Genomic DNA, 24,821 nt, shown 5'->3' on the forward strand with positions numbered 1-24,821 from the left:
AGTGGTCTGCAAATGTTCAGCTGGCCGGTCACCCCGACCTAGAATGTCAAACGGTCATAGGGCACATTGATGGCTAGCGCACACATCGGATTCTTCGGACGGCTGTTCAGGAGCGATGGATGACGGAAACGCAGCTCGATCTGGGTCCTAAGAAATGGATCACGCTCGGCGTACTCGCGCTGGGCCTGTCCATGGTCGTGCTCGACGGCACCATCGTCTCGGTCTCGCTGCCCGTGCTCATCGACAAATTGCAGCTGAATTTCACTCAGGCGCAATGGATCAACAGCATCTACGCGGTCGTCCTGGCGGCACTGCTGATCACCAGCGGACGCCTCGGCGACCGGCTCGGGCGGCGCACCATGTTCGCCCTGGGCGTGGTCGTCTTCCTGATCGGTAGCGTGCTCGCGGCGCGGGCGCACGGCGCGTGGCCGCTGATCATCGGGCGCATCGTGCAGGGCATCGGCGCGGCCGGGGTCATGCCGGGCACGCTGGCCACCGTCAACGCCATCTTCCGGGGCCGCGACCGGATCATCGCCTTCGCGGTGTGGGGTTCGGTCATCTCCGGCGTCGCGGCCATCGGCCCGCTGCTCGGCGGCTGGCTCACCACCTACTTCACCTGGCCGTGGATCTTCCTGGTGAACCTGCCGCTGGGCGCGGTGGTGCTGATCGGGCTGGTGCTGTTCGTGCCCGAGACCCGCATGGGCAAGGCCGCGCCGGGCCTGGACGTGGACGGATTCCTGCTCAGCGCAGCGGGTTTCGCACTGCTGGTGTTCGCGCTCATCGAGGGGCAGACCTACGGCTGGTGGAAGCCGCTGCGGGAATTCCCGCTGGCAGGCTGGAACTGGCCGGTCTCCGCGCCCGTCTCGCCCATCCCGATCCTGCTCGCGCTCGGGGTGATCGCGCTGGTGCTGTTCATCCGCTGGGAGAAGCATCGCGTGCTGATCGGGCGCTCGGCGCTGCTGGATCCCGCGCTGTTCACCATCCCCAGCTTCCGGTGGGGCAACATCACCGCGTTCATGGTGGCACTGGGCGAATTCGGCCTGCTGTTCGTGCTGCCGCTGTTCATGGTGAACGTGCTCGGGCTGTCCACGCTCGGCGCGGGATACGTGCTGGCGGCCATGGCGGTCGGCGCGTTCCTGGCGGCGGGGATCGCCGAGGGGCTGGTGCGCAAATACGGTCCGGTGCGGGTGGTGCAGCTCGGGCTCGGATTCGAGGCGGTCGCGGTGGCGTTGACCGCGCTGTTCGTCACCCCGCACATCTCCGGCTGGTGGCTGGCGGTGCTGCTGATCGGGTACGGCATCGGGCTCGGCATGGCCTCGGCCCAGCTCACCGGCACCGTGCTCGCCGATGTGCCGCCGCAGAATTCGGGCCAGGGGTCGGCCACCCAGTCCACCGTGCGGCAGGTCGGATCGGCCTTCGGCACCGCGCTCATCGGTGCGCTGCTGTCCGCGGCACTGGCGCACGATCTGCCGAAACGGCTGGCCAAGGTGCCGGACCTGCCCAAGTCGTCGGCCGACACCCTCGCCACCGCCACCCGCGAATCTGCCGGTGGCGCGATCAGCGGGGTGCGCGAACACCACGGTGCCGCAGCCGTTCTGGACGCGCTGAGCCGGGCGTTCACCGACTCCACCCGCACCACCCTGCTGGCCGCGGCACTGTTCCTGCTCATCGGGCTGGCCTCGGCCACCCGCATCCCGAACCGGCCCTACCGCGGGGAACCGGACGCGAGCGCTCAGAGCAGCTGACCGTCGTGGCACAGGCCCGTCGAACGGGTCGACGTCTTCGGTTGCACCACACCGGGATCGAAGGTCCACTGCGAGACCGAACCCGCCGACTTCCACAGCAGGCCGCCGCTGGTCGGCACGGCCTCGAACACGTCCTCGACCCCGGAGATGAGCTGGTCGCCGACGCAGTAGTCGTCGTAGTCGGTGCCCGGCTGCCGCGCGCCCGCGCTGAACAGGCCCGACGGATTCGAATTCGCGCCGGGATTGGGCACCGTGCTCGCGCCCGCCCCGCCACCGCGGAACCAGTGCGGCCCGGCCGCATCGTTTCCGCAGGTGAAGGCCATGCCCCCGGCGGCCACCTGCGAGCCCTGCGCGTGCGCCTCACCCGCCCACAGGCAGGCGGCCTCGAAACGGGTGTCGGACACCGTTCCGAAGCCGAGACCACCCGTGGCCAATGCGGCCGCGGCGAGCAGAGTAAGCGGTTTGATCACTGCAATCACCCTTGATTCGGTGCGATCCGGAATCCGGACCGAAGCGCCGCACAGACGCGGATCCGGTTGGCATAGATGCCATTCAGGAATAGCGGGGGTGGTTACAGGGCCCTCGAGCACCCATTCGTCCTCGGGATCGAATCAGTCGATCAGGTCCAGGGCGTGCAGACGGCGGAAGACCAGCAGTGATCCGGGGGCGACCTCGTCCATGGCCGCGTACTCGTCGAGGGTGAACCAGCGCAGTTCGGCGATCTCGCCCGAGGGCCGCGGCTCGGCGGCGAGCTCGCCGAGGAAACAGGTCATGTGCAGCCGGGTGCCGGGCGCGTGGCCGTACGCCTCGGCCTCGAACACCCCCAATTCGCTGACGGCGGTGGTGGCCACGCCGAGCTCCTCGTGGATCTCCCTGTGCAGGGCCATCTCCGGCGTCTCACCCGGATCGATCTTGCCGCCCGCCATATAGAAGACGGTCTTGCCGGTGGACCGGGTCTGCAGCATGCGCCGATCCCGGATATGAGCCAGAGCCGCGGTGCGAATCACCGGTCCACCCTAGCTATCCGCGAGCACGCTGAATCAGCAGGCCACTCGCGCCTGCCGCTTGCGGTCCATCGCCCCGACGGCCCGCACGGCCGCGGCCAGAGCGACCACGGGCGGCACCCAGCGGGCCTCGTGCGGCATGACACTCCAGCCGATCGGCCGAGTGCCCTGCGGCAGCGGGACCCGCGCGCCGTCGGTGTGCACGATCGCGCCCGCCGCCCGCAGGCTCTCGATGGCGCGCGCGGCCTTGGCCACGCCGACCACCAGATGGATCTCCCGCCGCTGCCCGCCGTGGACCTCGAGAACGGGGCCGGACATATTGTTGGCGCGCAGGTATCGGCGCACTCCGGCTGCGACGGACCCGGTCAGTTCGATGGCCGCGATCTGCTCGTCGGTGATCAAGTCGACGCCGTCGCCGGTCGCCTCGATCGTCCATCCGTACCGGCGGTAGTCCTCCGCCACAACGCTCAACGCCACGATCATCACCCTCACACTTGCCGCTGTGCGTCCCATCCGCCGTGGCTGTGAGGTTCCTCAGAGGACGCTGCGATCACCAGCCACCCCAAGGATTTTGGAACGCCGGCCCGGCGATCACATCGTCCTGTGGTCGCCGATCTCTCGGGGTGATCCCCTAGGTATGCGGTCCGGGGGCCGGCGGGGCGATCTTCCAGTGCCGCTGCAGGCCATCGGCGATCTCCGGGAGAATGGTCACCGGAATCCGCTTGTGCCGCAGTATGGTTCGAATCTCGTCGACCTGCTCGCGTTTGCGCATGTCGTAGGCGCTGCCGATGGGCCGCGCCACCGGCGGAACGGACAGCAGCACCAGCTCCCGATGCGGCTCGTCACCGCCGTTGAGATCCAGCGCGAGCGTCCAGCGCCCGTTCTCCCCGAGCGCGAATCGTCCGGCCACCACCCGATCCCACGCCACCGTCGAGGTCCCCCACGGCGTACGCCGCACGATCGCGTCCTCGGTCAGCTCCACCCCGTCCCGCCCGAACAGCGCGAACATCACCCCGACCGTGACGGCGGCGCCGAAGAACAGCCCGGTGAACACCCGATTCCACCCGAAGACCCCGACCGTCGCCGCGGCGACCGAGGCCACCACGAGCACCCCGACGACCACATACCCGGCCATCCGGTGTCCCGGCACCACACCCGCCCGCACCATCGTCATCCGCCTCCCGAAACCGACTGCGGGGTCACGGTACCCCGCGCCGAAGTGGCTCGCGGGAAGTGAGCGTGTCCCATGCCGCCATCGCGCAGGCGACGACCGATTCGAGATCGGCGCGCGTCGCGCCGTCGCGCGCCTGAATGGACATGCCCTGCACCACTGTCGTGTAGTAGCGGGCGACGGCCTCGACGCGATCGGCGGTCACGGCGAGATCGCCCTCGGTGATGCCGCGGCGTAGTCGATCGGCGATGGTGTCGTGCTGGTCGCGCCGGATATCGGCCAAAAACTCTCGTACGGAATGGTTTTCGACCGCACCGGTGGGAGCGGCGAGGACGAGCATGCAGCCGGGCGGGGCATCGGGCCGGGTGATCTCGTCGGCGGTCGCCCGCAGCATGGCGTGGATCGCCTCGCGCGCGGTCGGCTGCTCGGCCAGCGCGCGCCGCGGCGGCGCACCCGAAGTCGCGCCGTAGAGCGCCATGGTCTCCCGGAACAGCGCCTCCTTGCTGCCGAAGCTGCCGTAGAGACTGGCCGAGGCGATGCCCATGGCCGCGGCCAGATCGCTGATCGAGGTTCCCTCGTAGCCGTGCTCCCAGAACAGATCCAGCGCGGAACGCAGCGCCGCGTCGCGATCGAACGAGCGCGGCCTGCCTCGCCCTGCCACCGTCGCACCTCCAGAGAATTCTTTGTCGTTCGATCGAATATACCTTGACGTCGTTCGAACAGGAGTGACAGGGTTTTCTTGTCGTTCGATCGGAAATTAGGAGCGGTGTCCCGTGAACCTTCCCGCCACCATGTTCGCCCTGCGGCAGATGTCCCTGAACGGTCCCGGTGACCTGCGGCCGGTCACCGACGCACCGGTGCCCGGACCCGGTCCCGGTGAAATCCTGATCCGGGTCACCGCGGCGGGCGTCAATTACGCCGACCTCATGCAGGCCCACGGCGCCTACCCCGGCGGACCCCGGCCGCCCTACGTGGCGGGCATCGAAGCCGCGGGTGAGGTGGTCGCGATCGGGCAGGGGGTCGAATTCCCGCCGCTCGGTACGCATGTCGTCGGCGTGGACATGCGGGGCGGGGCGTTCGCCGAGTACGCGACACTCCCCGCCGCGGCCGCCATGCCGGTCCCGCCGGGCTGGACCGACGCGCAGGTCCTGGGTTTGGGAATCAACTGGCCTACCGCGCTGGCCGCCCTGAAGTCCTTGGGCCGCATCGCGTCCGGGGAGACGGTGCTCATTCATGCCGCCGCTGGAGCGACCGGCCGGGCCGCGGTGATCCTGGCCGAGCATTACGGTGCGATCGTGCTCGCGGCCGCGTCACCCGCCAAACACGACGCCGTGCGCGCGCTCGGCGCCGATCACGTACTCGATTCGCGCGCCGCCGATCTGGCCGCGGAGGTGTTCCGGCTGACCGGCGGTGCCGGTGTCGATCTGGTGCTGGAATCGGCGGGTGGCGAGACGTTCGCGGCGAGCCTGGCCGTCGCGAAACGCGTGACCGGCCGTGTCGTCGTCTACGGAACCGCCGGCGGCGACGCCTCGATCACCAACCGGGACTTGGTGTTCGAGCATCAGGTTCAGCTGATCGGCCTCAATATCGGTGTGCTCATCGGGTCCGCCCCCGCGGTCTTCGGCGAGCTCATGGGCGAGCTGTCCGCGCTCGTCGCCACCGGTGTGATCACCCCGGTCGACCCGGCCGTCCACCGCCTGGCCGACGGATCGAAGGTGCTCGCCGAACTCGAAAACCGCGCCACCGTGGGCAAGCTCGCTCTGGCCCCGGATTCGACCTCGACATCGGCGCTCCGATCGACCTAACCTACGGTGCCCTCTCTCGCTCTGTCGCGGGGCCGAGTATCGAGGGGCTGTGACAGGTGAAGGAGCTCCCATGCCGTTTGTCGTCGACCTCGAGCGCCGGCTGGCCGATCTGATCGCGGAGCACGGGGTTCCCGGTGCGCAGGTGGCGGTGTTGATCGGCGGGGACGTCACCGACGCGGCGGCGGGGGTGCTCAATACCGCGACCGGTGTTGCGGCGACGACGGATTCGGTGTTCCAGATCGGCTCGATCACCAAGCCGTGGACCGCGACGCTGATCATGCAGTTGGTCGCGGAGGGGCGGGTCGAGCTGGATGCGCCGGTGCGGCGGTACCTGCCGGAGTTGCGGCTGCGCGACGAGGCCGCGGCGGCGGCCGTCACCGTTCGCCACTTGCTCAGCCACACCTCGGGAATCGACGGCGACCTGTTCCTCGACACCGGGCGCGGCACGGACGCGGTGGAGAAGTTCGTGCCCGCCATCGCCGACGCCGTGCAGGTGCACCGGCCGGGCGCCATGTTCTCCTACTGCAACAGCGGCTACGTCCTGCTCGGCCGGATCGTGGAAGTGTTGCGCGGCAAGCCTTTCGACGCGGTGCTGCGGGAACGGCTGGCCACCCCGCTCGGGCTGGTCAGGGTGGCCGCCGACGCCGACGAGGCGATCCTGTTCCGCGCCGCGGTGGGGCATTTCGCGTCCGCGTCCGGCAACGGCTCGGAACCCACGCCGGTCTGGGCGCTCCCGGCCTCCAATGCCCCGGCGGGCGCGCGGCTGGCCATGTCCGCGCGCGACCTGATGGGATTCGCCCGGCTGCACCTGTCCGGCGGCCGCACCGCGGCGGGCCTGCCCTTGCTCGCCGAGTCCGAAGTCGCCGCGATGACCCGGCCCGAGGTGGCAGTGCCCGATATCGGGTACGGCAGCCACTGGGGCCTGGGCTGGCAGCTGTTCGATCCGGCCGGAACGGGCCTGTACGGCCACGACGGCAGCACCGTCGGCCAGACCGCGTTCCTGCGGATAGCCCCCGCCGCCGGTGTGGCAATCGCCTTGCTGGCCAATGGCGGTGACACCTTCGCGTTGTTCCAGGACCTGGTCGGAGATCTGCTGTGGGTGCACGCCGGCGTTCGCCTCCCCGCCCGCGCCGTACCCCCGGCCCGCCCCGAACCGATCGACGCCGCACTGGTCAGCGGACGCTACCGCTCGGCCATGGTCGAGCACGCCATCGACGTGGACGCCGACGGCCGAGCCTGGCTCACCACCACCCCCCTGACCGAAGAAGCCGCCCTGGCGCCCTCCCCGGGCCGCATGGAACTGCTGCGCCTGCGCCCCGACGCGCTGATCGCCGCCCACCCCGTGCGCGGCCGCCACAATGTCTACGCCCTCATCGACGGCGACGGCCGGCCCGCAGCCCGCTACCTCCACACCAGCCGAGCCATGCCCCGCCAGCCCTGACCCCTGTCGACAACCGAACAACGGCCCGGGGCCGGGCCCCGGGCCGTCGATCTTCGGCGGCGCAGTTACTTGACCGAGGCGGCCAGCCGATCGGCGTACGGGGCGGTGTACTTCCCGACGACGGGCAGCTCCGCGCGGACGCCGCCGGTGTTGTTCGCCTGGACCATGGCCATGATCCAGATGACGAGCGCGAAGACCGCGACCAAGAGTCCGGCGAGGCTGAAGATGATCCCCAGGGATCCGAGCAGGCCCCCGACGATGCTCAGCACGATATTCACGACCGACACCGCCCCGAAGAAGACGATCGATTGCGAGGCATGGAATTTCACGTCGGGATCGTTCTTTCCCACGAATAGGAAGATGATGCCGGTGACCCACCCGAGCGCGTAGGACAGGATCGCACTGGTCTTCTTGTCCAAGCCGGAGGACTGAGGAGGGTTCGCGGGAGGTTGAGAAAATGTCATGCGGCAAGTAGATGCCGCACGCGTCTCCTACCGATCCCAACTTTCGGCGCGAACCATCGGGCGATAGCTCATATCACTTCACGTCGGAGGCCGAGGCGACGACGACGCCGTAGAGGTCGGCGATGGTGGCGAGGGCGCTGTCGTGGAGTTGGGCCGCGGTGACCGCGCCGGCCGCGGACTTCAGGGGCCGGGTGGCGGAGGCGTCGGCGACGATCGTGGGGCGATTGCCGCGCAGGAAGGCGCCTTCGGCGGTGAAGGTGACGCACATATGGGTCATGAAGCCCGCGATGAGGAGGTTCTCGTGGCCCGCGGCATCGACATGGTCGGCGAGGTCGGTGCCGACGAAGCCGTTCGGAACCGTCTTGACGACAACGGTTTCGCCCTCGAGGGGAGCCACGCGCGGGTGGATCCGGCCGATCTCGGCGGTGATGTCGTAGGGCGTGCCGACGCCGCCGTCGTTCATGACGTGGATGATCTTCGTGCCCGCCCGGCGGGCGCGGGACAGCAGGTCGGCGGCCGCCTCCAGGGCGGGCTGCCAGCCGGTCAGTTCCATGACGCCCCGGGTGTAGGTGTTCTGATAGTCGACCAGGATCAGCGTGGCGTCGGCGAGGGTGGCCGGGGTCTGGTCGAGGCCGCTGAGTTCGCGCAAAGTGGTGGCGGACATGGGATTTCCTCCGGAAGTCGATGGTCCGAACCGCCGGGTGCGGTGGACGTTGTCCACGCTATGGGCCGACGGGCGTGTCGGAAATGTCATGTAACCTGCAGATCCGGACATGCCCTGAACGACCGGACGGAGAGCCGTGGCCCCCATCGAACGATTCGTCGTCATCGTGCTGTTCGACCGCGTCGACCTGCTGGATGTGACCGGACCGCCGGAGGTCTTCGCGCTGCTGCAGCGGGAGATCAACGGGGAGACCGGCTATCACGTGGTGCTGGCCGCCGAGACCCTCGACCCGGTGACCACCTCCGCCGGGGTGCGGGTGCTGCCCGACGTCACCTTCGCCGAGATCGCCGAGCGGGGGATCGACACGCTGGTGGTCCCGGGCGCGGTCGAGATGGACGCCGACGGTCGCGTACGAGCGCTGTGCGATCCGGCGGTCGTCGAGCGGGTGCGCGGGCTGGCCGCGCATACCCGCCGGATCGCCTCGGTGTGCGTGGGCGCGCACATCCTCGCCGAGGCGGGACTGCTGGACGGCAAGCGCGCCACCACCCACTGGTCGACCGCGCAGCAGCTGGCGGCCGAGCATCCCGCCATCGAGGTGGACGCGGACCCGATCTTCATCCGCGACGAGAACGTCTGGACCGGTGCGGGACTCACCGCCTGCCTGGATCTGGCGCTCGCCCTCGTCGCCGACGATTTCGGCGACGCGCTCGCGCTGCGGGTGGCGCGGCAGCTCGTGATGTTCCTGAAACGGCCCAGCGGGCAGAGCCAGTTCAGCGTGTCCCTGGAACCGATCTCGACCACCCGGCGCATCGATGACCTGCGGCACTACATCACCCGCAATATCGCGAAGCCGCTCACGGTCGGCGACCTGGCCGAGCAGGCGCACGTCAGCGAGCGGCAGCTGACGCGCATCTTCAAGACCGATCTCGGCACCACCCCGGCCGCCTATATCGAGTCCGCCCGGGTCGAATTCGCGCGCAATCAGCTCGAGACGACCGACAACACCCTGGAACGGGTGGCGACCCTGTGCGGTTTCAACACCACCGACACCCTCACCCGGGCCTTCCGGCGCACGCTGGACACGACGCCGACGGAGTATCGAAACCGCTTCCGGATCAACTGATCACGCCTCGAGGGCTCGCCCGATCACGCCTCGAGGGCGACCGCCGCTTCGGCCGTGTACACCAGGAACGTCAGGCTCTCCTGGAAGTACAGCTGCACCGTCTCCGCATCGTGGGACAGGTAGCCGATCGACAGGTCCTGGCCCAGCTGGAGATCGAAATCGCCGCCGCGCGTGGACAAGACGAACGCGCCGTCGATGGCCGGAGCCCAGATGATCTCGCCGTCGATGAGCCGCTCGATGTGGGTGCGGATCGGGTGGCCGTGGTCGGAGGTCTCGCTCACGGCGGTGTACAGATCCGCCGACAGCAGCACCGAGTACGGGCCGTCCACACCGGCCAGCCGCAGCTTGCTCAGCGCCTGCGCGACCGCCTCCGGCGCCAGCCGCGGATCGCCCGGCAGCTTCACCGGCTCACACGAGGTGGACGAGCGGATGCCGGTGATCCCGGCCGCCGGATAGCCCTCGAAGATGGCGCGGTCCTCGGCGAAGGCGATCTTCTTGGCGGCTTCCTTCACCGCGTCCAGATCGGTGTCGCGGGCCCCGCGCTCCACATTGTCGAGCTCGTCGCGCGACAGCGCGAACGGCACCCGCAGCTCCACCAGCGGCAGCACCACGCGCTGGCGGGCCTGCACGCCGTCACCGGGGGAGTTGATGGCGGCGGTGCGGCCGACGCCGACCGCGGAATAGTCGGTGCCGTGCGGACCCGACAGGTCCACCACGCGACGACCCGCGATGTGCCGCTTGAAGGTTCGCGTTGCCTCGTCCTCGATGGCCGACCAGGCCTCGGACGTGATGGGGGCCAGTTCGCGGTGCAGGTTGTTCATGCGCAGTTCCGTCCTTTCAACGGTTCCGTAGCGACCCGATGCCCAGGGACCCGTCCCCGGACACAACGCCATTGGTTTCCAGAGATTCCCGCGCTACCGCAGCCGCCGGAGCGGGCGGGTCCGGCAGCGCGTCGAAAAACCCTGCGGCCGGCGCGAAGAACGAGGTGCCGGTGACGGCGGTGGAGAAATCCAGGATCCGGTCGTAGGCCGCGTCGGCGCTGCCCAGGAACATGCGGATCAGCATGTTCTCGGTAATGGCCGGGTCGTCGGCGTAAGCGATGTAATAGGTGCCGAATTCGCCGTCCTTGACCGACCCGAACGGCATGTTCGCGCGCACGATATTGCCGTTGGTGTCCTGATCGTTGACGGCCACATGGGAATTCGCGGGCTTGTCGGCATCGGGCAGCTCGAAGTCGTCGAGTTTGGTTCGCCCGATGACCTTTTCCTGCTCGGTGGTCGACAACGCCTTCCAGGAGTCCAGATCGTGCAGGTACTTCTGCACGATGACATAACTGCCGCCGGTGAATTCGGGATCCTCGTCACCGACCAGCGCGGCGATGGCGGCGAGCTGACCCTCCGGATTCTCGGTGCCGTCGACGAAGCCGAGCAGATCGCGCTGTTCGAAGTAGCGGAAGCCCACCGTCTGGTCCACGATGGTGGCCGCACCGGCCAGCCGCTCGCCGATCTTCATCGCCAATTCGAAGGCGGCGTCCTGGGTTTCGGACTTGAGGTGGAACAGCAGGTCCCCCGGCGTGGCCGGAGCCTGATGCTTTTCACCCTGGTACCCCGGAAACTCGTGCAACTGTGCGGGTTTCGGCCCGGAGAAGAGGCGATCCCAAGCCTCGGACCCGATGCCGGCGATGCACGCGAGACCGGAACCGGGGACCCGGAATCCGACGGAGCGCCGCAATCCGGGCAGGTCGGCGAGCAACTCCCGCGTGACCGCCTCACCGCCCTCGTCGATCGTGGCGACGAGGAAGATCGCGGCCGGCGTGAGCGGGTCGAGGATCGGCTGTGGCTCAACCATGATCACCAGCCTAGGCCCCGGCCCTGACAGCGGATTCGACCGGTGGCCCCGTGTCCGCGGGCTACTTGGCCACGGTCAGCAGAAATGCCACGTCATCGATGGCTTTGACGCTGTGGCGCGCGTTGGGGATCACAATCAGGTCGCCCGCCGATCCCTTCCACTCATTGGTGCCGCTGATCAGGACCAGCACGCCGCTCAACACCACCAGCGTGGCCTCGCCGGGATTCTCGTGCTCGGCCAGGGTCTGTCCGGCCGTCATGGCGATCACCGTCTGACGCAGGCTGTGGGTGTGACCGCCGCAGACGGTCATCGAGCTGCGTCCGCTCGAAGCGGTGGCCGCCAGCTTCAGCTGCTGGCGAGCGACCGCGGTCAGCGATTTCTTGTCCATGGACTGCCTTTCGCCGGAGTATCGCTGAGTATGCCGGACGCGACCGGACGGATCGGCGGTTTCGAGGCGTGTGTACAGGAATTGCCGGAGGTGGGATAGCCGCGTTATCGGACTTACCGCGTATAACGGCGGAAGCGGTAGCGCAGCCCCTTCGAAGACTCCCGCCAATCGTCCTCGTCGGCCTGCCACTCCGGGTCGATGACCGGGGCCAGGGTGTCGCCGTCGACGTCGGCCTCCACCTCGGTGACCATCAGCTCGGTGGCGAAAGGCATTGCCGCACGGTAGATCTCACCGCCCCCGGCGATCCACACCGACCTGTCGCCGGTCATCTCGAGGGCTTCGGCCAGCGAACCGGCCCGCTCAGCGCCCTCGGCCGACCAGTCGGCCTGCCGGGTCACGACGATATTGCGGCGGCCCTCCAAGGGCCGGAAGCGCGGCGGCAGCGAATCCCACGTCTTGCGGCCCATCACCACGGGATGCCCCCAGGTGACGTCCTTGAAGTGCGTCATGTCCTCGGGCACGCGCCACGGAATCGCGTTGTCCCGCCCGATGATTCCCTTCGGCGTCTGCGCCCAGATCAGCCCGATCGTCCGGCTCACGCTGTGCCCACCTGGTATGAGCCGGGGGCCTCCATGGTTACGCTTCGCTGCCGCCTCCGGCCCTGACCACTCATACCGCCACCGGAGCCTTGATCGCCGGATGGTGCTGGTAATCCAGGATTTCCACGTCCTCGTATTCGTAGTCGAACAGCGAAGTGGTGGGCCGCAGGTGCAGCTTCGGGAACGGATAGGGCTCGCGGGTCAGCTGCTCGCGCACCTGGGCGAGGTGATTGTCGTAGATGTGGACGTCGCCGCCGGTCCAGATGAACTCGCCCGGCTGCAGTTCGGTCTGCTGCGCCACCATGTGGGTCAGCAGCGCGTAGCTGGCGATATTGAACGGCACACCCAGGAACAGGTCCGCGCTGCGCTGGTACAGCTGGCACGACAGCTTGCCGTCGGCCACGTAGAACTGGAAGAAGGCGTGGCAGGGGGCCAGCGCCATCTTGTTCAGCTCCGACACGTTCCACGCCGAGACGATGATGCGCCGCGAATCCGGATCGGTGCGCAGCGTCTGCAGCACCTGCGAGATCTGATCGATGTGGGTACCGTCCGGCGTCGGCCAGGACCGCCACTGCACGCCGTAGACCGGGCCCAGCTCGCCGTTCGCGTCGGCCCATTCGTCCCAGATGGTGACGCCGTGCTCCTGCAGCCACTTCACGTTCGAGTCGCCGCGCAGGAACCACAGCAACTCATAGACGATCGACTTGAGATGCACCTTCTTGGTGGTGATCAGCGGAAAGCCCTGCGACAGGTCGTAACGCAGCTGATGCCCGAAGATGCTGCGGGTGCCGGTACCCGTCCGATCCGCCTTGGGGGTACCGGACTCCAGGACCAGTCGGAGCAGGTCCTCGTACTGGGTATCTCGGGCGCTCTCCACGCCTGGCAAGCTTACGCACCGTGCGGAAGTTGTTTGTGATCGGAATCGGGGCGGGGGACCCGGACCAGGTGACGGTGCAGGCCATCAAGGCGATGCGCCAGGTAAACGTGTTTTTTGTCATCGGCAAGGGGGCCGACAAACAGGAGTTGGTAGACGTGCGCGCCGCCATCCTGGCCGAGCACGCGCGGCAGCCGCACACGATCGTAGAGATCGTCGACCCGCCGCGCGACCGGACCGTGCCCGGCAGCGGCGCGGACGCCGCCTACCAGGGCGCGGTCGCCGACTGGCACGAGGCGCGAGCCGAGCTGCTGGAGCGGGCCTTCGCCGAAACCGACGGCGTCGGCGGCATTCTCGTCTGGGGCGACCCGTCGCTGTACGACAGCACCCTGCGCATCGTGGAACGGGTCCTGGAACGCGAGCGAATCTCCTTCGACTACGAGGTGATTCCGGGCATCACCAGCGTGCAGGCGCTCGCCGCCGCGCATCGCATGGTCCTGCACGAGATCGGCGAGCCCCTGCACATCACCACCGGACGCAGACTGCGCGACGAGGGCCTGACCGCCGGGCAGTCCACGCTGGTGATGCTGGACGGCGACTGCTCGTTCACCCAGGTCCCCGGCGATGACGTCTACATCTGGTGGGGCGCCTATCTGGGCATGCCGGACGAAGTCGTCATCGAGGGCCCGCTGCGGGTGGTCGAGGGCCGAATCACCCGCCGCCGAGCCGCATTGCGTGAGGCCAAGGGCTGGATCATGGACATCTACCTGCTGCGCCCCGGGCTCTAGCGGCCGATCTGGCGCAGGAAGGCGAGGTTGTCCTCGAGGTGCCAGTCCTCGGTGATCAGGGTGTGGTCACCGCCGAGGCGCTGCAGATCGATCGCGTCGAATTCCACGGGCTGACCGGCACCTCGGGCGCCGTCGTAGACCCCGGTGAAGTGGCCTCGGAAGACCAGCCGCGCGGTGAGGGTATCCCCGGTGACATAGAGGTCCGAGAGCTCGCACGTGAGGTCGGGTACGGCGGCGCGGAAGGCTTTCGATGCCACCGCGGGGCCGGTCGGTCCCTGCGGTCGCCCGGCCGGGAGCGTGTTGTCGCGGAACGACGGCGTGATCGCCCGGTCGAGGTAGTCGGTGTTCCCGGTATTCCAGAACGTGTACAGCAGCTGTGCCACATGGACTTCCCGTGCGGCCCGGTCGGTGCCGAGTCCGCCGTCGACGTGCACCGCCAGCGGTACGACCAGGTCGCCGGATCGGTCGACGGGGTCGGCCGGGTGCGCGGACCGTGTCGAGCAGCCGGTGAGAATCAGCGCGGCGCAAAGGAAAACAGCGATTCTCATGCCAGTCTCCCGCCGCCGTCGACATGCAGGGTGGCGCCGGTGAGGAACGGGTTGGTCAGTGCCAGCAGTGCAGCGGCGGAGATATCGGACGGTGTTCCGACCCGGTGTGCCGGATTGCGCTCGGCTACGGCCTGGAAGAACGCCTCCTTGCCGGGGCCGTCCCAGGCGCCCGAGTCGACGATGCCGGGTGAGATCGCGTTGACGCGGACCGGTGCGAGTTCGACCGCGAGGGCTTCGGCGAGGGTGGCGGCCGCGGCGTTCGTGGTGGCCATCACCGTGCGCCCCGGGGCGGGGCGCCAGGCGGCGACGCCGGAGAACAGCAGCATCGCGCCGCCGGGGCGGAAGCGGGGAGCGAAGTGCTTGGCGAGCAGGATCGGTCCGATCACCTTGGCGTCGAAGGCGCGGTGCACGGCGGCGCGGTCCAATTCGGTGACGGGGCCGTTGGCGTGGTCGGCGGCCAGGGAGACCAGGTAGTCGAGCTGGCCGACCCGTTCGGCGAAGGCTCGCACGGTCGCCTCGTCGGCCAGGTCCACCTCGGAGCGGCCCACCGAAATCACCTGGGCTCCTTGTGCTGTCGCGTCCTCGGCGATACGACGGGCGATCCCCGATCCGGCTCCGATGATCACCATCGTCTTGTCTTGCAGTGTTGTCTGGTCTTGCAGTGTTGTCGTCATGCCCGGTTCAGCATCGCCCCGGCAACGGATAATCCCTTCGTGGAATGAAGGTTTTCGATCGTTGCCATAAGATTTTCGAATGCCTACGCTGCGTGCCCTGGAGTGCCTGATCGCCGTCCTGGACGCCGGGTCGATCACCGACGCGGCCAAGGCCCTGCACATGTCGCAACCGGCGCTGTCGCATCAACTCGCCGCGCTCGAACGCGAGATCGGTGCGCCGGTCCTCGAACGACTGCCGCGCGGGGTGCGGGCCACCGTCATCGGGCGCGCCGTCGAGGCCGACGCCCGTGCGGCATTGGCCGCGGCCACCCGTGTCGTCGACGGCGGCCGGGCCGCGGCGCGGGGCGCGGGCGGTCAATTGCGACTGGCCTGCGCGGAGAGCCTGACCGCGAGCCTGCTCGCCCCGGTGCTGCGGCACTGGTTGCGCCGCCGGCCCGGGGTGGAGGTGATGCTGACCGAGGCCGCCAGCGCCGACGACCTCGTCCGCCACATCGAATCCGGAACCGCCGACCTGGCGCTGGGTCCCCGGCCGACCCGCTGGACCGGTGCGTCCGAACTCATCGGCGTGGAGGAGGTCGTGGCCGTCCTGCCCGCCGATCACCCGCTCTCCCACCGTGATCGGCTCGGCTTCGAGGACCTGCGTGATCGGCCGCTGGTGCACTACCACCCCGAGAACGGACTCGCCGGTTGGTTGGACGCCCAGGCCGCCGGGCACGGCGTCACGCTCGACCCCGTCATGCGCACCCGGCAGGCGGCCACCGCGGCGCAGCTCGCCGCCGCCGGACTCGGGATCGCGCTGGTCCCCGTCTCGGCCCTCGGCCCCGGTCTGCCCGGGACCCTGAAGCGCCTGCACCCCATCGTGTCTCGCGATCTCGTCTGCCTGATCGGGGCCCCCGCCGACCTGCTCGTGCGCCGCTTCGTTTCCGACGTCGTCGATCGCGGAGTGCCCGTGCACCCGTCGATCAGGGCGAAACTCACCCCTTGACTGTTACTGGCGGAGCGTCAATAGTCGGGTCAACTGATGTAGCGGGGTCACAGCCGGAGGTTGGGTGGCTGTGGCCCCCTCGCGTGTGGAGGTTCTGCATGACAACTCCGATCCAGCGGGCCGGACAACTCCGTGACGAGTACGGCGCGCCCGACGCCAACGCCGCCGAGCTGCTGTGCGACCGGCATCCCGCCGACGCGGTCGCCTTCACCTTCGTGGGGTCCGATCTGGGCAGTGTCGACGTGACCTTCGGCGAGTTGCGGGAGAAATCCGAGCGGGTCGCCGCAGCGCTCACGGAACTCGGTGTGGTGCAAGGGGATCGGGTTGCCACGCTGATGGGCAAGTCGCAGGAGTTGGTGATCGCGCTGCTGGCGATCTGGCGGCTCGGGGCGGTCCACGTCCCGCTGTTCACGGCCTTCGCGCCCGGTGCGATCGCCATGCGCGTCACCGGGAACGGCACCAAGTTCGTCATCACCGACGGCGCGCAGCGAGCCAAACTCGCGCCGGGCGAGGATCTTCCGGCCGAGCGCGAGTGGCGGGTCATCACCACCGGCGAGCCCGAGGGCGACGACGTGCGCTTCGCCGACCTGCTCGAAAACACCGGCCCCGCACCGGAATCCGTCACCATCGGCGGTGACGGGGTGCTGGTCGAACTGTTCACCTCCGGCACCACCGGAACGCCCAAGGCCGTGCCCATGCGCCTGGGCGGCATGGCCGGCGTGGTCATGTACCTCGAATACGGCATCGACTACGCCGACGGGGACGTGTTCTGGAACATCGCCGATCCCGGCTGGGCCTACGGGCTCTACATCGCCATCCTCGCGCCGATGGCGAAGGGCAAGCGCAGCCTGCTGGTGTGCGCGCCCTTCGACCCGGCCCTCACCTGGCGGGTGCTGCGCGAGTTCGGCGTCACCAATTTCGCCGCCGCTCCGACGGTCTTCCGCGCGCTGCGCAACAGCCCGGTGCCCGAGGGCATCTCGCTGCGCCGCATCTCCTCGGCCGGTGAACCGCTGACCCCGGATGTCATCACCTGGTCGAAACAGGCTCTCGGCGTGGAGATCCGCGACCACTACGGCCAGACCGAGACCGGCATGACCGTCGTCAATGCCTGGCATCCGGATCTGCGCGCCGACATCAAGATCGGTTCCATGGGTCACCCGATGCCCGGCTACACCGTCGAGATCCTCGCCCTGGACTCCGAGGACTTCGCCGCGCCCGGCGAACCCGGCCGTGTCGCCATCGCCACCGACAGCCCCCTGCTCACCTTCCGCGGCTACCGCAACGCCCCCGAGGCCAGCGCGTCCCGCTTCACCGCGGACGGCAAGTGGTACCTCACCGGCGACGTCGCCTCCCGTGACGCCGAGGGGTATCTGACCTTCGCCTCCCGCGACGACGACGTCATCCTCATGGCCGGCTACCGCATCGGCCCCTTCGAGGTGGAAAGCGTTCTCACCAGCCACGATTCCATCTCGGAGGCGGCCGTCATCGGAGTGCCCGACGAGCTGCGCGGCGAGGTCCTGATCGCGATCGCGGTGACCGCACCCGGCATCGAACCCGGCGACGCGCTGGCGGCCGATCTCCAGCGACTGGTGAAACAGAAACTCGCGGCGCACGTCTACCCCCGCCGCATCCACTTCGTCCCCGAACTCCCCAAGACCCCCAGCGGCAAGGTGCAGCGCTACCTGCTGCGGAATCAGTTCCGCGACTGAGCGATTCGGTCCCTGGCCTGTTCGATCTCGTTGATGTGCCGCTCGGTCCACACCCGCAGGGCGGCAATGGGTTCGGCCAGGCTGCGGCCGAGCGGGGTCAGTTCGTACTCCACGCGCGGCGGAATCGTGGGATGCACCGTGCGCGTGAGGAACCCGTCGGACTCCAGGCTGCGCAGGGTCTGGGTGAGCATCTTCTGGGAGACCCCGCCGATGCGGCGGGACAGGTCGGTGTAGCGCATGGTGCCCTGCTGCAGCAGCGAATCGATCACCAGCACGGTCCATTTGCCCGCGATGTGGTCGAGGACCTGTCGGGTGGGGCATTTGGCGGAGTAGACATCGGCGGGGAGGCCGGAGGATTCGACGGTTGTCACCTCTAGGAGAGTAGCGCACTAATTAGTGCTGTCTTCCGAAAAGAGTGTCACTCTCCAATAGTTAGTGGCATGACACAGATGAGCGTCGCCGACGCGATCCGCACCCGCCGCACCGTCCGCCACTACCTGCCCGATCCGGTTGCCGCGCAGGACATCGACACCCTGACCGAACTCGCCATGGAAGCCCCTTCGAGCTGGAATCTGCAGGACCGGTCGGTGGTCGTGGTGACCGACCCGGCCGTGCGGGAGGGCCTGGTCTGGGCCACCGGCGGCCAACCGCAGCCGCAGGAGGCCCCCGTCACCCTGGTCTTCGTCGCCGAACCGCACGCCTGGAAGAACGACCGCACCGACATCTTCGACCTGGCCCGCCGCAATCACGCCTGGAACGACGAGTTCATCGCCGGATTCGCCGCCGCTTCCACCGAATTCCAGCAGGGCCTCGCCGAACGCGACCTGCTGCGCGAGTACGCGGTCAAGGACGCCATGATCGCCGCGACCTACGTCATGCTCGCCGCCACCGAACTCGGCCTGGCCACCTCGCCCATGAACGGCTGGGATGAGGCCAAGGTCAAGAAGGTCATCGGCATAGCGGACCGCGACGACCTCGCCATCGCCCTGCTCGTGTCCGTCGGCCACCCCGCCGAAACCCGCCGCCACCCGGGCCGCCGCGCATCGGACCGCAATGTCTTCCGCGACACCTTCGCCGGACCCCGCCCCGAATCGGGTAACTGACTCGCCATCGGCGCTGGAAGGACAGTGTCGGTCCTGGTCGGTAGGCTGCGGTTGTGCCTGAATTGCCAGAAATCGTGGCGCTCGAGCAGTTCCTGGCCGAGCATGCGGTGGGTGCGGTTGTCGGGCGGGTCGATGTGGCGGCGCTGAGCGTGCTGAAAACCTTCGATCCGCCGGTGACCGCACTGCAGGGGCGCGATGTCACCGGGGTGGGGCACTGGGGCAAGCATCTGGGGATGGAGTGCGGCGGGCTGTGGTTGATCACGCACCTGTCGCGCGGTGGCTGGCTGCGGTGGATCGACGAGCCCGCGGCGAACCCGCCCAAGCCGGGGAAGGGGCCGCTCGCGCTGCGGGTGCACTTCTTCACCCCAGAAGGGGCAACGCCCGCCTTCGATCTCACCGAGGCGGGCACCAAGAAGCGGCTGGCCGTCTGGGTGACCGAGGATCCGCTCTCCGTCCCCGGCATCGCCCGCCTCGGCCCCGACGCCCTCGCGGTGAGCGAACCCGAATTCGCGGAGATCCTGCACAGCACCTCGCAAAGAGTGAAGAACGCCCTCACCGACCAGACCCTGCTGGCCGGCATCGGCAACGCCTACTCCGACGAAATCCTGCACACCGCAAAGCTTTCCCCGTTCGCGAATTCGGGCACGCTGGACGCCGAACAGGCGGCCCGCCTGTACTCCGCCATGCGGGCCACCCTCTCGGACGCCATCCAGCGCTCGGTGGGCCAGGACGCCGCCCGCCTCAAGGGCGAGAAGCGTTCCGGTTTCCAGGTCCACGCCCGCACCGGCCTGCCCTGCCCGGTCTGCGGTGACACCGTCCGCGAAGTCTCCTACGCCGACAAGTCCTTTCAGTACTGTCCGACCTGCCAGACCTCCGGCAAGATCCTCGCCGACCGTCGCATGTCCCGCCTGCTCAAATAGCGGCGATGGTCTCGGCTCAGGTGAGGGCCGGGATGCGGACCCCCTGCCAGGCCAGGCGTTTGACGCGCTCGGGGTCGTTCTCGATGCGGGACGGGTAATCGATGATGAGGGTGGCTCGCTGGTCCTCGGTGTAGGGGAGCCAGTTCGGCAGGGGAGCACCGGTTTTCGCGAAGGACAGCCAATTGTCCTGGAACTGGTGGGAGACCTCGCGGAAGGCCCGATGACCGCCCGCGCTCGTCATCGCGCGACCGAAGACCGAGTCCACCGCGCCGAAGACCGGGATCAGATCCAAGGCGTGGGTCGCGCCGAAACCCGCCAATTGGACCGCGCGCGGGGCGAAGTCGTAGCGGTAGGCGTAGGTCGGGGCGAACTTGCTGTGCGCCTCCATGACTCGCACCGACGGACGCCAGAAGGTGAAATCGCCGCCCATGCGCACGGTCGCCCGCTTGCCGGGGAAGCCGGGATAGGCCGCGGCGACACGGGATTCGATGGCGACGCCGTAGTCGGCGAGGGCCTCGTGCAGGCGCTCCTCCGACGTCGGCATGGTCTGGCCGAGCTTGGTGAAGATGGGGCTGTCGCCGCCCTCGCTGAGGGCCTGATCGACGTGGCGCAACAGCCAGCGCATGCGGTCGGGGGTGGTGGGGAGGGTGTCGTCGAAGCGGACGAAGAGGGTGGCCTCGTCGCGGTTGGTCCCGATGATGAGCGGAACCCGGTGCGCGGTCCCGTTCGTGAAGGCGGCGATGGGCGCGGTGGGCAGGTAGTCGCCGTCCACCGTCGGCGCGACCGGGAAGAGGCCGGGCTGCTCGTGCATCACCTTGGAGACGGTGTGGTCGACGGCCTTGCGAAGGTCGTTCGCGGGGGCGTCGCGCAGGGCCTTGGCCGCGTCCGCGGGATCGACGCCGAGTTCGTCGAGGCAGCGGCGGGCGAACAGCCGCGCCTCGTCCCGGGTCGGAGCCCAGTCCGCGGGCGCGCTCTGGGCGATGCCGCGATGGAACAGGCCAGCCGCGGCGGGTGTGCACATGAGCGCGAGCACCGCGTGCGCACCCGCGGATTCGCCGAAGATGGTGACATTGTTCGGGTCACCGCCGAACGCCCCGATATTGCGTTGTACCCACTCCAGGGCCGCGACCTGATCGCGCAGGCCCAGGTTGGAGTCGAATTGGCTGTCGGGCGTGGAGTATTCGCCGAAATCGACGTATCCGAACGCGCCGAGCCGGTAGTTGATCGACACCACGATCACGTCACCGCGCAGCGCCAGCCGGGCACCGGAATACAGTCGCAGCGCGGAGGTTCCGATCATGTAGCCGCCGCCGTGGATGAAAACCATCACCGGGCGCGGTGTCGACGACGGCTGGTTCGGTGCGGTGACGTTCAGCGTCAGGCAGTCCTCGCCCGTCGACTGCGCTTGCCGCGGTCCGATCCGTGCCCCGTCGCGGTGTTGCATTGCGGCATAACCGAAGTCGGTGGCGTCACGCACCCCGCTCCACGGTTGCACCGGCTGCGGCGCGCGGAAGCGGAACTCTCCGATCGGAGGAGCCGCAAAAGGAATGGACCGCCAGCGTGAAACGCGGCGGCCCCGAAGCCCGCGGACCACACCGTCCGCTGTCGTGATGTCTGTCGTTGCCACCATTCATCGACTGTACGGTGGCGGCCATCACACCGGGAGCCCTCGGGCCCCCGGGACCTCGAAAAAACTGGCCCCTGGGCCGCCCCATCAGGGGCGGCCCAGGGATCAAGAGTTCTAGAACTCTTACTGCAGGTAGCCCTCGACCTGGCGGGCCGAGCTCACCTCGGCCTCGTCGGGGTTGCGGCCCTGGTCCAGGCGGGCGCGACGCTGACGCAGCAGATCCCAGCACTGATCGAGCTGGACCTCGACCTCGGCCAGCTCGCGGCGCTCGGTTTCCGGGTCGAGTTCACCGCGGGTGGTCTTGGCGCGCAGCTCGTGCTCACGATCCACGAGGTCCTTGATGCGCGCGTGGATGTCCTTTTCGGTCATGCGGTCCACTCTACGACTCGGCTCAGCGCATCTCCGGCCAACCGGACGGCCTTCGGCAGGTCCGCGCGCGGAAGGGCGGCATAGCCGAGGGAGATGCCGAAGGTGTGGCGGGGACCGACGTGGTGACGGGCGAGGGCGTCGAGATAGACGCCGAGCTCGCGGGCGTGGGCGACCGCGCGATCCTCGTGCTCGGCCGAAGGGAGGGGCACGAACACGTGCGAACCGGCATCGTCGCCGCGAACTTCCAGACCGCGGCCGCGCAGTTCGGCCACGACCAGGGCGCGGCGGTGCGGCATGTCGCGGCGCAGGCGGCGCAGGTGCCGGGCCAGGTCGCCGTGGCGCGCCAGTTCGGCGACCACCTGCTGGCCCGCGGGGGCCGGGCTGGTGCCGGTGAGTTCGCGGTACGCCAGCACGGCCTCGGTGACGGCGGGATCGGCCACCATCCAGCCGACGCCCAGGGTCGGGGTCAGGATCTTGCTGGTGGTGCCCAGGTGCACGACGGCGTCGGGGGCGAGGGTGGCCAGCAGTGGCAGCGGGGCGGTGTCGTAGCGCAATTCGCCGTCGTAGTCGTCCTCGATCACGAGCGCGCCGGTGCGGCGGGCGAATTCGATGAGGGCGACCCGGCGGGCGGCGGGCATGCGCGCGCCGAGCGGAAACTGATGTGCGGGAGTGCAGTACACCATGCGGGTGTTCTCGGGCAGCAGATCCACCCGCAGCCCCTCGGCGTCGACCGGGACCGGAACCAGCCGCGCGCCCGCCGCGCGGAAGGCTCCGCCGGCGCGCTGGTAGCCCGGATCCTCGATGGCCACCACGTCGCCGGGCCGCAGCAGCGCCGAGGCGAGTTCGCCTGCGGCCGAGCCGGTTCCGGCGGTGGCCAGCACGGTGGTGCCGCTGCCCGCGCCGAGTCCGCGATGCCGCAGCAGGTGCTCCACGACGGCCTCGCGGTATTCGGGTTCGCCGCGGCGGTCCTTGCGCACCAACGGCATCCGATCCGAGGCCGCCCGCCACGCCCGCCGCCACGCGGCGGCGTCGATGGCCTCGATGGAGGGTGCGCCCGCGGCGAGATCCAGCAATCCGGCCAGCGGGTCGATCCGCTCCGGCCCGTCGTTCTGCGCGCCCGCGGGTGTGGGCGCGGCCGTCAGATAGGTGCCCGAGCCGTGCCGGCCGTCGAGCCAGCCCTCGGCGTGCAGTTGGTCGTAGGCCGCGGTGACCACGGTCCGGCTCACGCCGAGCCGGTGGGCCAGATCCCGCGAGGACGGCAGCCGGTCCCCGCCGCGCAGTGCGCCCGTGGTCGCCGCGCGCCGCAGCCCGGACGCCACTTGCGCGGCGAGCGGCACCCGGCTCTCACGGTCGACGGTGAACGGCAGATCATCGTCGACCAGGCGATTCACCCGCAAGTGGCCTCCCGGTCAATCGGAAACTGATCGGTACCAGCATGCCACTCGGTGCGGCAGTGTCAGATCGGGGTCGGCGGCGGCCGCGAGGATGAGGCGAGCGATCAGCGATTTCCCCTGGCGGCCGACGCGGTCGCGGACACGAGCGCGTACAGGACGAAACCCGCACCGGCGCTGGTGATCGCGTAGATCGTCACGTGCCGCACGCAGTCGTAGAGGCTGATCCTCGCCACCGGATCGGTCCGCGCGAGGAGACCGGCGAGCGCGGCAACGGCGATGAGCGACACCAGTACCCGGGTGCGCAGCGGATCCGCGGCGGCGGGCAGGGCCCGTCGAAACCAGACGGCCAGATAGCCCGCGAGCAGCAGCATTCCGCCCAGCGAAGAGATGTAGCCGATCACGTTGTAGACCCGGTGCGGTCCGATCACCGACTCCCGCAACACTTCCCAATGCCGCACCGCGGCGCCGTCGGTGTGGGTGAAGGCATCCCAGGCGAGATGGGTGAGCGCTCCGACCAGCATGGCCGCCACGGCGTTCACCGGTCCGGGGCGACTCATGGTGACGGTCTTGCCGATCATGCCCTCGACGGTCCGCCGCAGCGCCCAGGCGATCCCCACGAGAATCCCGCCCAGCACCACGTCCATCGGCAATCCCGGCAGCGAATGTGTCAGCTCCCCATCGATTCCGATCGACAGGTAGTACGGCACATCGGGCGCGATGCTCCCCGCGACCAGCCCCGGAAACCACAGTGCCCGGCGTAGCGGCAGCACGGCCGCCGGATGTGCGAGCGTGAACGGCACAGTGCATCCCCCGAAGTGGTCCGTTGATCCCGCGAAGAATTGGCTATTCAGGAATGCCATTTCCCCCTCGAAACTGGTCCCATGAGTGAGACAGCTTCGACTCGGACTCCATTGTCGCCCACCCCGCGCAGCAGCCTCACCCGCGCCAAGGAGCGGGGCCGCACCGACCGCGCCGAGCTGGACGCGGTGCTCGACGCCGGTCTGATCTGCCATCTGGGTGTGGTCCTGAACGGGTCACCGGTCGTCATACCCACCATCTACGGCCGCGACGGCGACACCCTGTACCTGCACGGCTCCACCGGCGCGGGCAACCTGCGCGCCGCCATGGCCGGCGAGGTCTCGCTCACCGTGACACACGTGGACGGCATCGTGTACGCCCGCTCGGCCATGCACTTCTCGATGAACTACCGCTCGGCGGTGATCCACGCCCGCCCGATCGAAGTCACCGATCCCGACGAGCGCATGCACGCCCTGCGCGTCATCGTCGAGCAGGCCGCGCCCGGCGCGTGGGACGCGGTGCGCTCCCCGAACAAGAAGGAGATGGCGGCCACCGTGGTGCTGGCCCTCGACCTCACCGAAGCCTCGGTGAAGGTCCGCACCGGCGGGCCGCGCGACGAGGAGGCCGATATCGCCACCGGCGGCGTGTGGGCGGGCGTACTGCCCCTGCGCCAGGTCTTCGACGCGCCGATCTCCGCCCCCGATCTGGACCCGGAAATCGAAGTGCCGCAGCATGTTCTGTCCCGGGTCTCGGACGCCGTCCTCGCGGGGTAGCGGCCGT

The 24,821-nt window shown here is 69.0% G+C and carries 29 protein-coding genes; 10 read left to right on the forward strand and 19 right to left on the reverse strand.

The features are described from left to right. Positions 1-119: 119 nt before the first annotated feature. A complete protein-coding gene (locus GPX89_RS37340; RefSeq protein WP_157392486.1) occupies positions 120-1,745 on the forward strand; it encodes an MFS transporter in 1,626 nt (541 codons plus the stop codon). On the opposite strand, the gene GPX89_RS37345 is transcribed toward GPX89_RS37340, so the two are convergent. The 5 genes from GPX89_RS37345 to GPX89_RS37365 all read right to left on the reverse strand — a co-directional run bounded on the left by GPX89_RS37345 (position 1,733) and on the right by GPX89_RS37365 (position 4,581). Next, positions 1,733-2,215, reverse strand: coding sequence for a hypothetical protein (locus tag GPX89_RS37345; protein ID WP_157392487.1), 483 nt, complete (start codon positions 2,213-2,215; stop codon positions 1,733-1,735). The genes GPX89_RS37340 and GPX89_RS37345 overlap by 13 nt on opposite strands. A gap of 141 nt (positions 2,216-2,356) precedes the next feature. Continuing rightward, entirely contained in the window at positions 2,357-2,752 is a 396-nt protein-coding gene (locus GPX89_RS37350; RefSeq protein ID WP_328602745.1) for an NUDIX hydrolase, read from the reverse strand. Between the two features lie 33 nt (positions 2,753-2,785). Then, positions 2,786-3,232, reverse strand: a complete 447-nt coding sequence (locus GPX89_RS37355) for a hypothetical protein (protein ID WP_157392488.1) — start codon at positions 3,230-3,232, stop codon at positions 2,786-2,788. 148 nt (positions 3,233-3,380) lie between these two features. Beyond that, on the reverse strand, positions 3,381-3,923 hold the full coding sequence (locus GPX89_RS37360; RefSeq protein ID WP_157392489.1) for a hypothetical protein: 543 nt from the start codon (positions 3,921-3,923) through the stop codon (positions 3,381-3,383). A gap of 25 nt (positions 3,924-3,948) precedes the next feature. After that, positions 3,949-4,581, reverse strand: a complete 633-nt coding sequence (locus tag GPX89_RS37365) for a TetR/AcrR family transcriptional regulator (RefSeq protein ID WP_328602747.1) — start codon at positions 4,579-4,581, stop codon at positions 3,949-3,951. 112 nt (positions 4,582-4,693) lie between these two features. Between GPX89_RS37365 and GPX89_RS37370 the strand changes: the two genes are divergently transcribed. Beyond that, positions 4,694-5,725: a zinc-binding dehydrogenase gene (locus tag GPX89_RS37370; RefSeq protein ID WP_328602748.1), complete on the forward strand. Its 1,032-nt coding sequence runs from the start codon at positions 4,694-4,696 to the stop codon at positions 5,723-5,725. A 70-nt stretch (positions 5,726-5,795) separates the two neighbouring features. Continuing rightward, a complete protein-coding gene (locus GPX89_RS37375; protein ID WP_157392490.1) occupies positions 5,796-7,166 on the forward strand; it encodes a serine hydrolase domain-containing protein in 1,371 nt (456 codons plus the stop codon). A 65-nt stretch (positions 7,167-7,231) separates the two neighbouring features. Here GPX89_RS37375 and GPX89_RS37380 read toward each other — a convergent pair whose 3' ends face one another. Together GPX89_RS37380 and GPX89_RS37385 are read right to left on the reverse strand one after the other, a co-directional pair. Further along, positions 7,232-7,630 (reverse strand): DUF4870 domain-containing protein, encoded by a 399-nt coding sequence (locus GPX89_RS37380; RefSeq protein WP_157392491.1) that lies wholly within the window; start codon positions 7,628-7,630, stop codon positions 7,232-7,234. Positions 7,631-7,703: 73 nt separating this feature from the next. Next, entirely contained in the window at positions 7,704-8,294 is a 591-nt protein-coding gene (locus tag GPX89_RS37385; protein ID WP_157392492.1) for a cysteine hydrolase family protein, read from the reverse strand. Positions 8,295-8,430: 136 nt separating this feature from the next. On the opposite strand from GPX89_RS37385, the gene GPX89_RS37390 reads away from it, so the two are divergent. Continuing rightward, positions 8,431-9,417: a GlxA family transcriptional regulator gene (locus tag GPX89_RS37390; protein WP_328602749.1), complete on the forward strand. Its 987-nt coding sequence runs from the start codon at positions 8,431-8,433 to the stop codon at positions 9,415-9,417. A gap of 23 nt (positions 9,418-9,440) precedes the next feature. Here the strand turns inward: GPX89_RS37390 and GPX89_RS37395 are convergent, their stop codons facing one another. The 5 genes from GPX89_RS37395 to GPX89_RS37415 all read right to left on the reverse strand — a co-directional run bounded on the left by GPX89_RS37395 (position 9,441) and on the right by GPX89_RS37415 (position 13,129). Continuing rightward, positions 9,441-10,238 carry a family 1 encapsulin nanocompartment shell protein gene (locus tag GPX89_RS37395; RefSeq protein ID WP_157392493.1) on the reverse strand — a complete coding sequence of 266 codons (798 nt, stop codon included), beginning with the start codon at positions 10,236-10,238 and terminating at the stop codon, positions 9,441-9,443. Positions 10,239-10,254: 16 nt separating this feature from the next. Then, positions 10,255-11,265, reverse strand: coding sequence for a Dyp-type peroxidase (locus GPX89_RS37400; protein ID WP_157392494.1), 1,011 nt, complete (start codon positions 11,263-11,265; stop codon positions 10,255-10,257). A 61-nt stretch (positions 11,266-11,326) separates the two neighbouring features. After that, on the reverse strand, positions 11,327-11,653 hold the full coding sequence (locus tag GPX89_RS37405; RefSeq protein ID WP_157392495.1) for a cupin domain-containing protein: 327 nt from the start codon (positions 11,651-11,653) through the stop codon (positions 11,327-11,329). Between the two features lie 113 nt (positions 11,654-11,766). Then, complete coding sequence (locus GPX89_RS37410) at positions 11,767-12,252, reverse strand: dihydrofolate reductase (protein WP_328602750.1); 486 nt, start codon at positions 12,250-12,252, stop codon at positions 11,767-11,769. A 70-nt stretch (positions 12,253-12,322) separates the two neighbouring features. Further along, on the reverse strand, positions 12,323-13,129 hold the full coding sequence (locus GPX89_RS37415; protein WP_328602751.1) for a thymidylate synthase: 807 nt from the start codon (positions 13,127-13,129) through the stop codon (positions 12,323-12,325). Between the two features lie 20 nt (positions 13,130-13,149). Between GPX89_RS37415 and cobF the strand changes: the two genes are divergently transcribed. After that, positions 13,150-13,914, forward strand: a complete 765-nt coding sequence (gene cobF / locus GPX89_RS37420) for a precorrin-6A synthase (deacetylating) (RefSeq protein WP_328602752.1) — start codon at positions 13,150-13,152, stop codon at positions 13,912-13,914. Here the strand turns inward: cobF and GPX89_RS37425 are convergent. Then, complete coding sequence (locus GPX89_RS37425; protein WP_157392497.1) at positions 13,911-14,462, reverse strand: ester cyclase; 552 nt, start codon at positions 14,460-14,462, stop codon at positions 13,911-13,913. The two genes, cobF and GPX89_RS37425, sit on opposite strands and share 4 nt — an antisense overlap. Next, complete coding sequence (locus tag GPX89_RS37430; RefSeq protein WP_157392498.1) at positions 14,459-15,136, reverse strand: SDR family oxidoreductase; 678 nt, start codon at positions 15,134-15,136, stop codon at positions 14,459-14,461. The genes GPX89_RS37425 and GPX89_RS37430 overlap by 4 nt, the downstream gene beginning before the upstream one ends. A 79-nt stretch (positions 15,137-15,215) precedes the next feature. Here GPX89_RS37430 and GPX89_RS37435 point away from each other — a divergent pair, with 79 nt between their 5' ends. Together GPX89_RS37435 and GPX89_RS37440 are read left to right on the forward strand one after the other, a co-directional pair. Further along, positions 15,216-16,121, forward strand: coding sequence for a LysR family transcriptional regulator (locus tag GPX89_RS37435; protein WP_157392499.1), 906 nt, complete (start codon positions 15,216-15,218; stop codon positions 16,119-16,121). A gap of 98 nt (positions 16,122-16,219) precedes the next feature. After that, positions 16,220-17,830, forward strand: a complete 1,611-nt coding sequence (locus GPX89_RS37440; RefSeq protein ID WP_157392500.1) for an AMP-binding protein — start codon at positions 16,220-16,222, stop codon at positions 17,828-17,830. On the opposite strand, the gene GPX89_RS37445 is transcribed toward GPX89_RS37440, so the two are convergent. Then, positions 17,815-18,201: a winged helix-turn-helix transcriptional regulator gene (locus GPX89_RS37445; protein ID WP_328602753.1), complete on the reverse strand. Its 387-nt coding sequence runs from the start codon at positions 18,199-18,201 to the stop codon at positions 17,815-17,817. The two genes, GPX89_RS37440 and GPX89_RS37445, sit on opposite strands and share 16 nt — an antisense overlap. Before the next feature lie 69 nt (positions 18,202-18,270). On the opposite strand from GPX89_RS37445, the gene GPX89_RS37450 reads away from it, so the two are divergent. Next, positions 18,271-18,933, forward strand: a complete 663-nt coding sequence (locus GPX89_RS37450; protein ID WP_157392501.1) for a nitroreductase family protein — start codon at positions 18,271-18,273, stop codon at positions 18,931-18,933. 53 nt (positions 18,934-18,986) lie between these two features. Further along, positions 18,987-19,853: an Fpg/Nei family DNA glycosylase gene (locus GPX89_RS37455; protein ID WP_328602754.1), complete on the forward strand. Its 867-nt coding sequence runs from the start codon at positions 18,987-18,989 to the stop codon at positions 19,851-19,853. A gap of 16 nt (positions 19,854-19,869) precedes the next feature. Here the strand turns inward: GPX89_RS37455 and GPX89_RS37460 are convergent, their stop codons facing one another. From GPX89_RS37460 to GPX89_RS37475, 4 genes are all read right to left on the reverse strand, one after another. Further along, positions 19,870-21,483, reverse strand: coding sequence for a carboxylesterase/lipase family protein (locus GPX89_RS37460; RefSeq protein ID WP_157392502.1), 1,614 nt, complete (start codon positions 21,481-21,483; stop codon positions 19,870-19,872). A 120-nt stretch (positions 21,484-21,603) separates the two neighbouring features. Next, the gene (locus tag GPX89_RS37465) at positions 21,604-21,849 is read right to left on the reverse strand and encodes a DUF2630 family protein (protein ID WP_157392503.1); all 246 of its coding nucleotides are present in this window, start codon (positions 21,847-21,849) and stop codon (positions 21,604-21,606) included. Further along, entirely contained in the window at positions 21,846-23,240 is a 1,395-nt protein-coding gene (gene pdxR / locus GPX89_RS37470) for a MocR-like pyridoxine biosynthesis transcription factor PdxR (RefSeq protein ID WP_328602779.1), read from the reverse strand. Before pdxR ends, GPX89_RS37465 begins: the two co-directional genes overlap by 4 nt. Before the next feature lie 107 nt (positions 23,241-23,347). Next, entirely contained in the window at positions 23,348-24,043 is a 696-nt protein-coding gene (locus GPX89_RS37475) for a DUF4184 family protein (RefSeq protein WP_157392504.1), read from the reverse strand. Positions 24,044-24,124: 81 nt separating this feature from the next. Between GPX89_RS37475 and GPX89_RS37480 the strand changes: the two genes are divergently transcribed. Then, positions 24,125-24,814, forward strand: a complete 690-nt coding sequence (locus GPX89_RS37480) for a pyridoxamine 5'-phosphate oxidase family protein (protein WP_157392505.1) — start codon at positions 24,125-24,127, stop codon at positions 24,812-24,814. Positions 24,815-24,821 lie beyond the last annotated feature (7 nt).

The sequence above is a fragment of the Nocardia terrae genome (assembly GCF_009760405.1).
Lineage (GTDB): Bacteria > Actinomycetota > Actinomycetes > Mycobacteriales > Mycobacteriaceae > Nocardia > Nocardia terrae.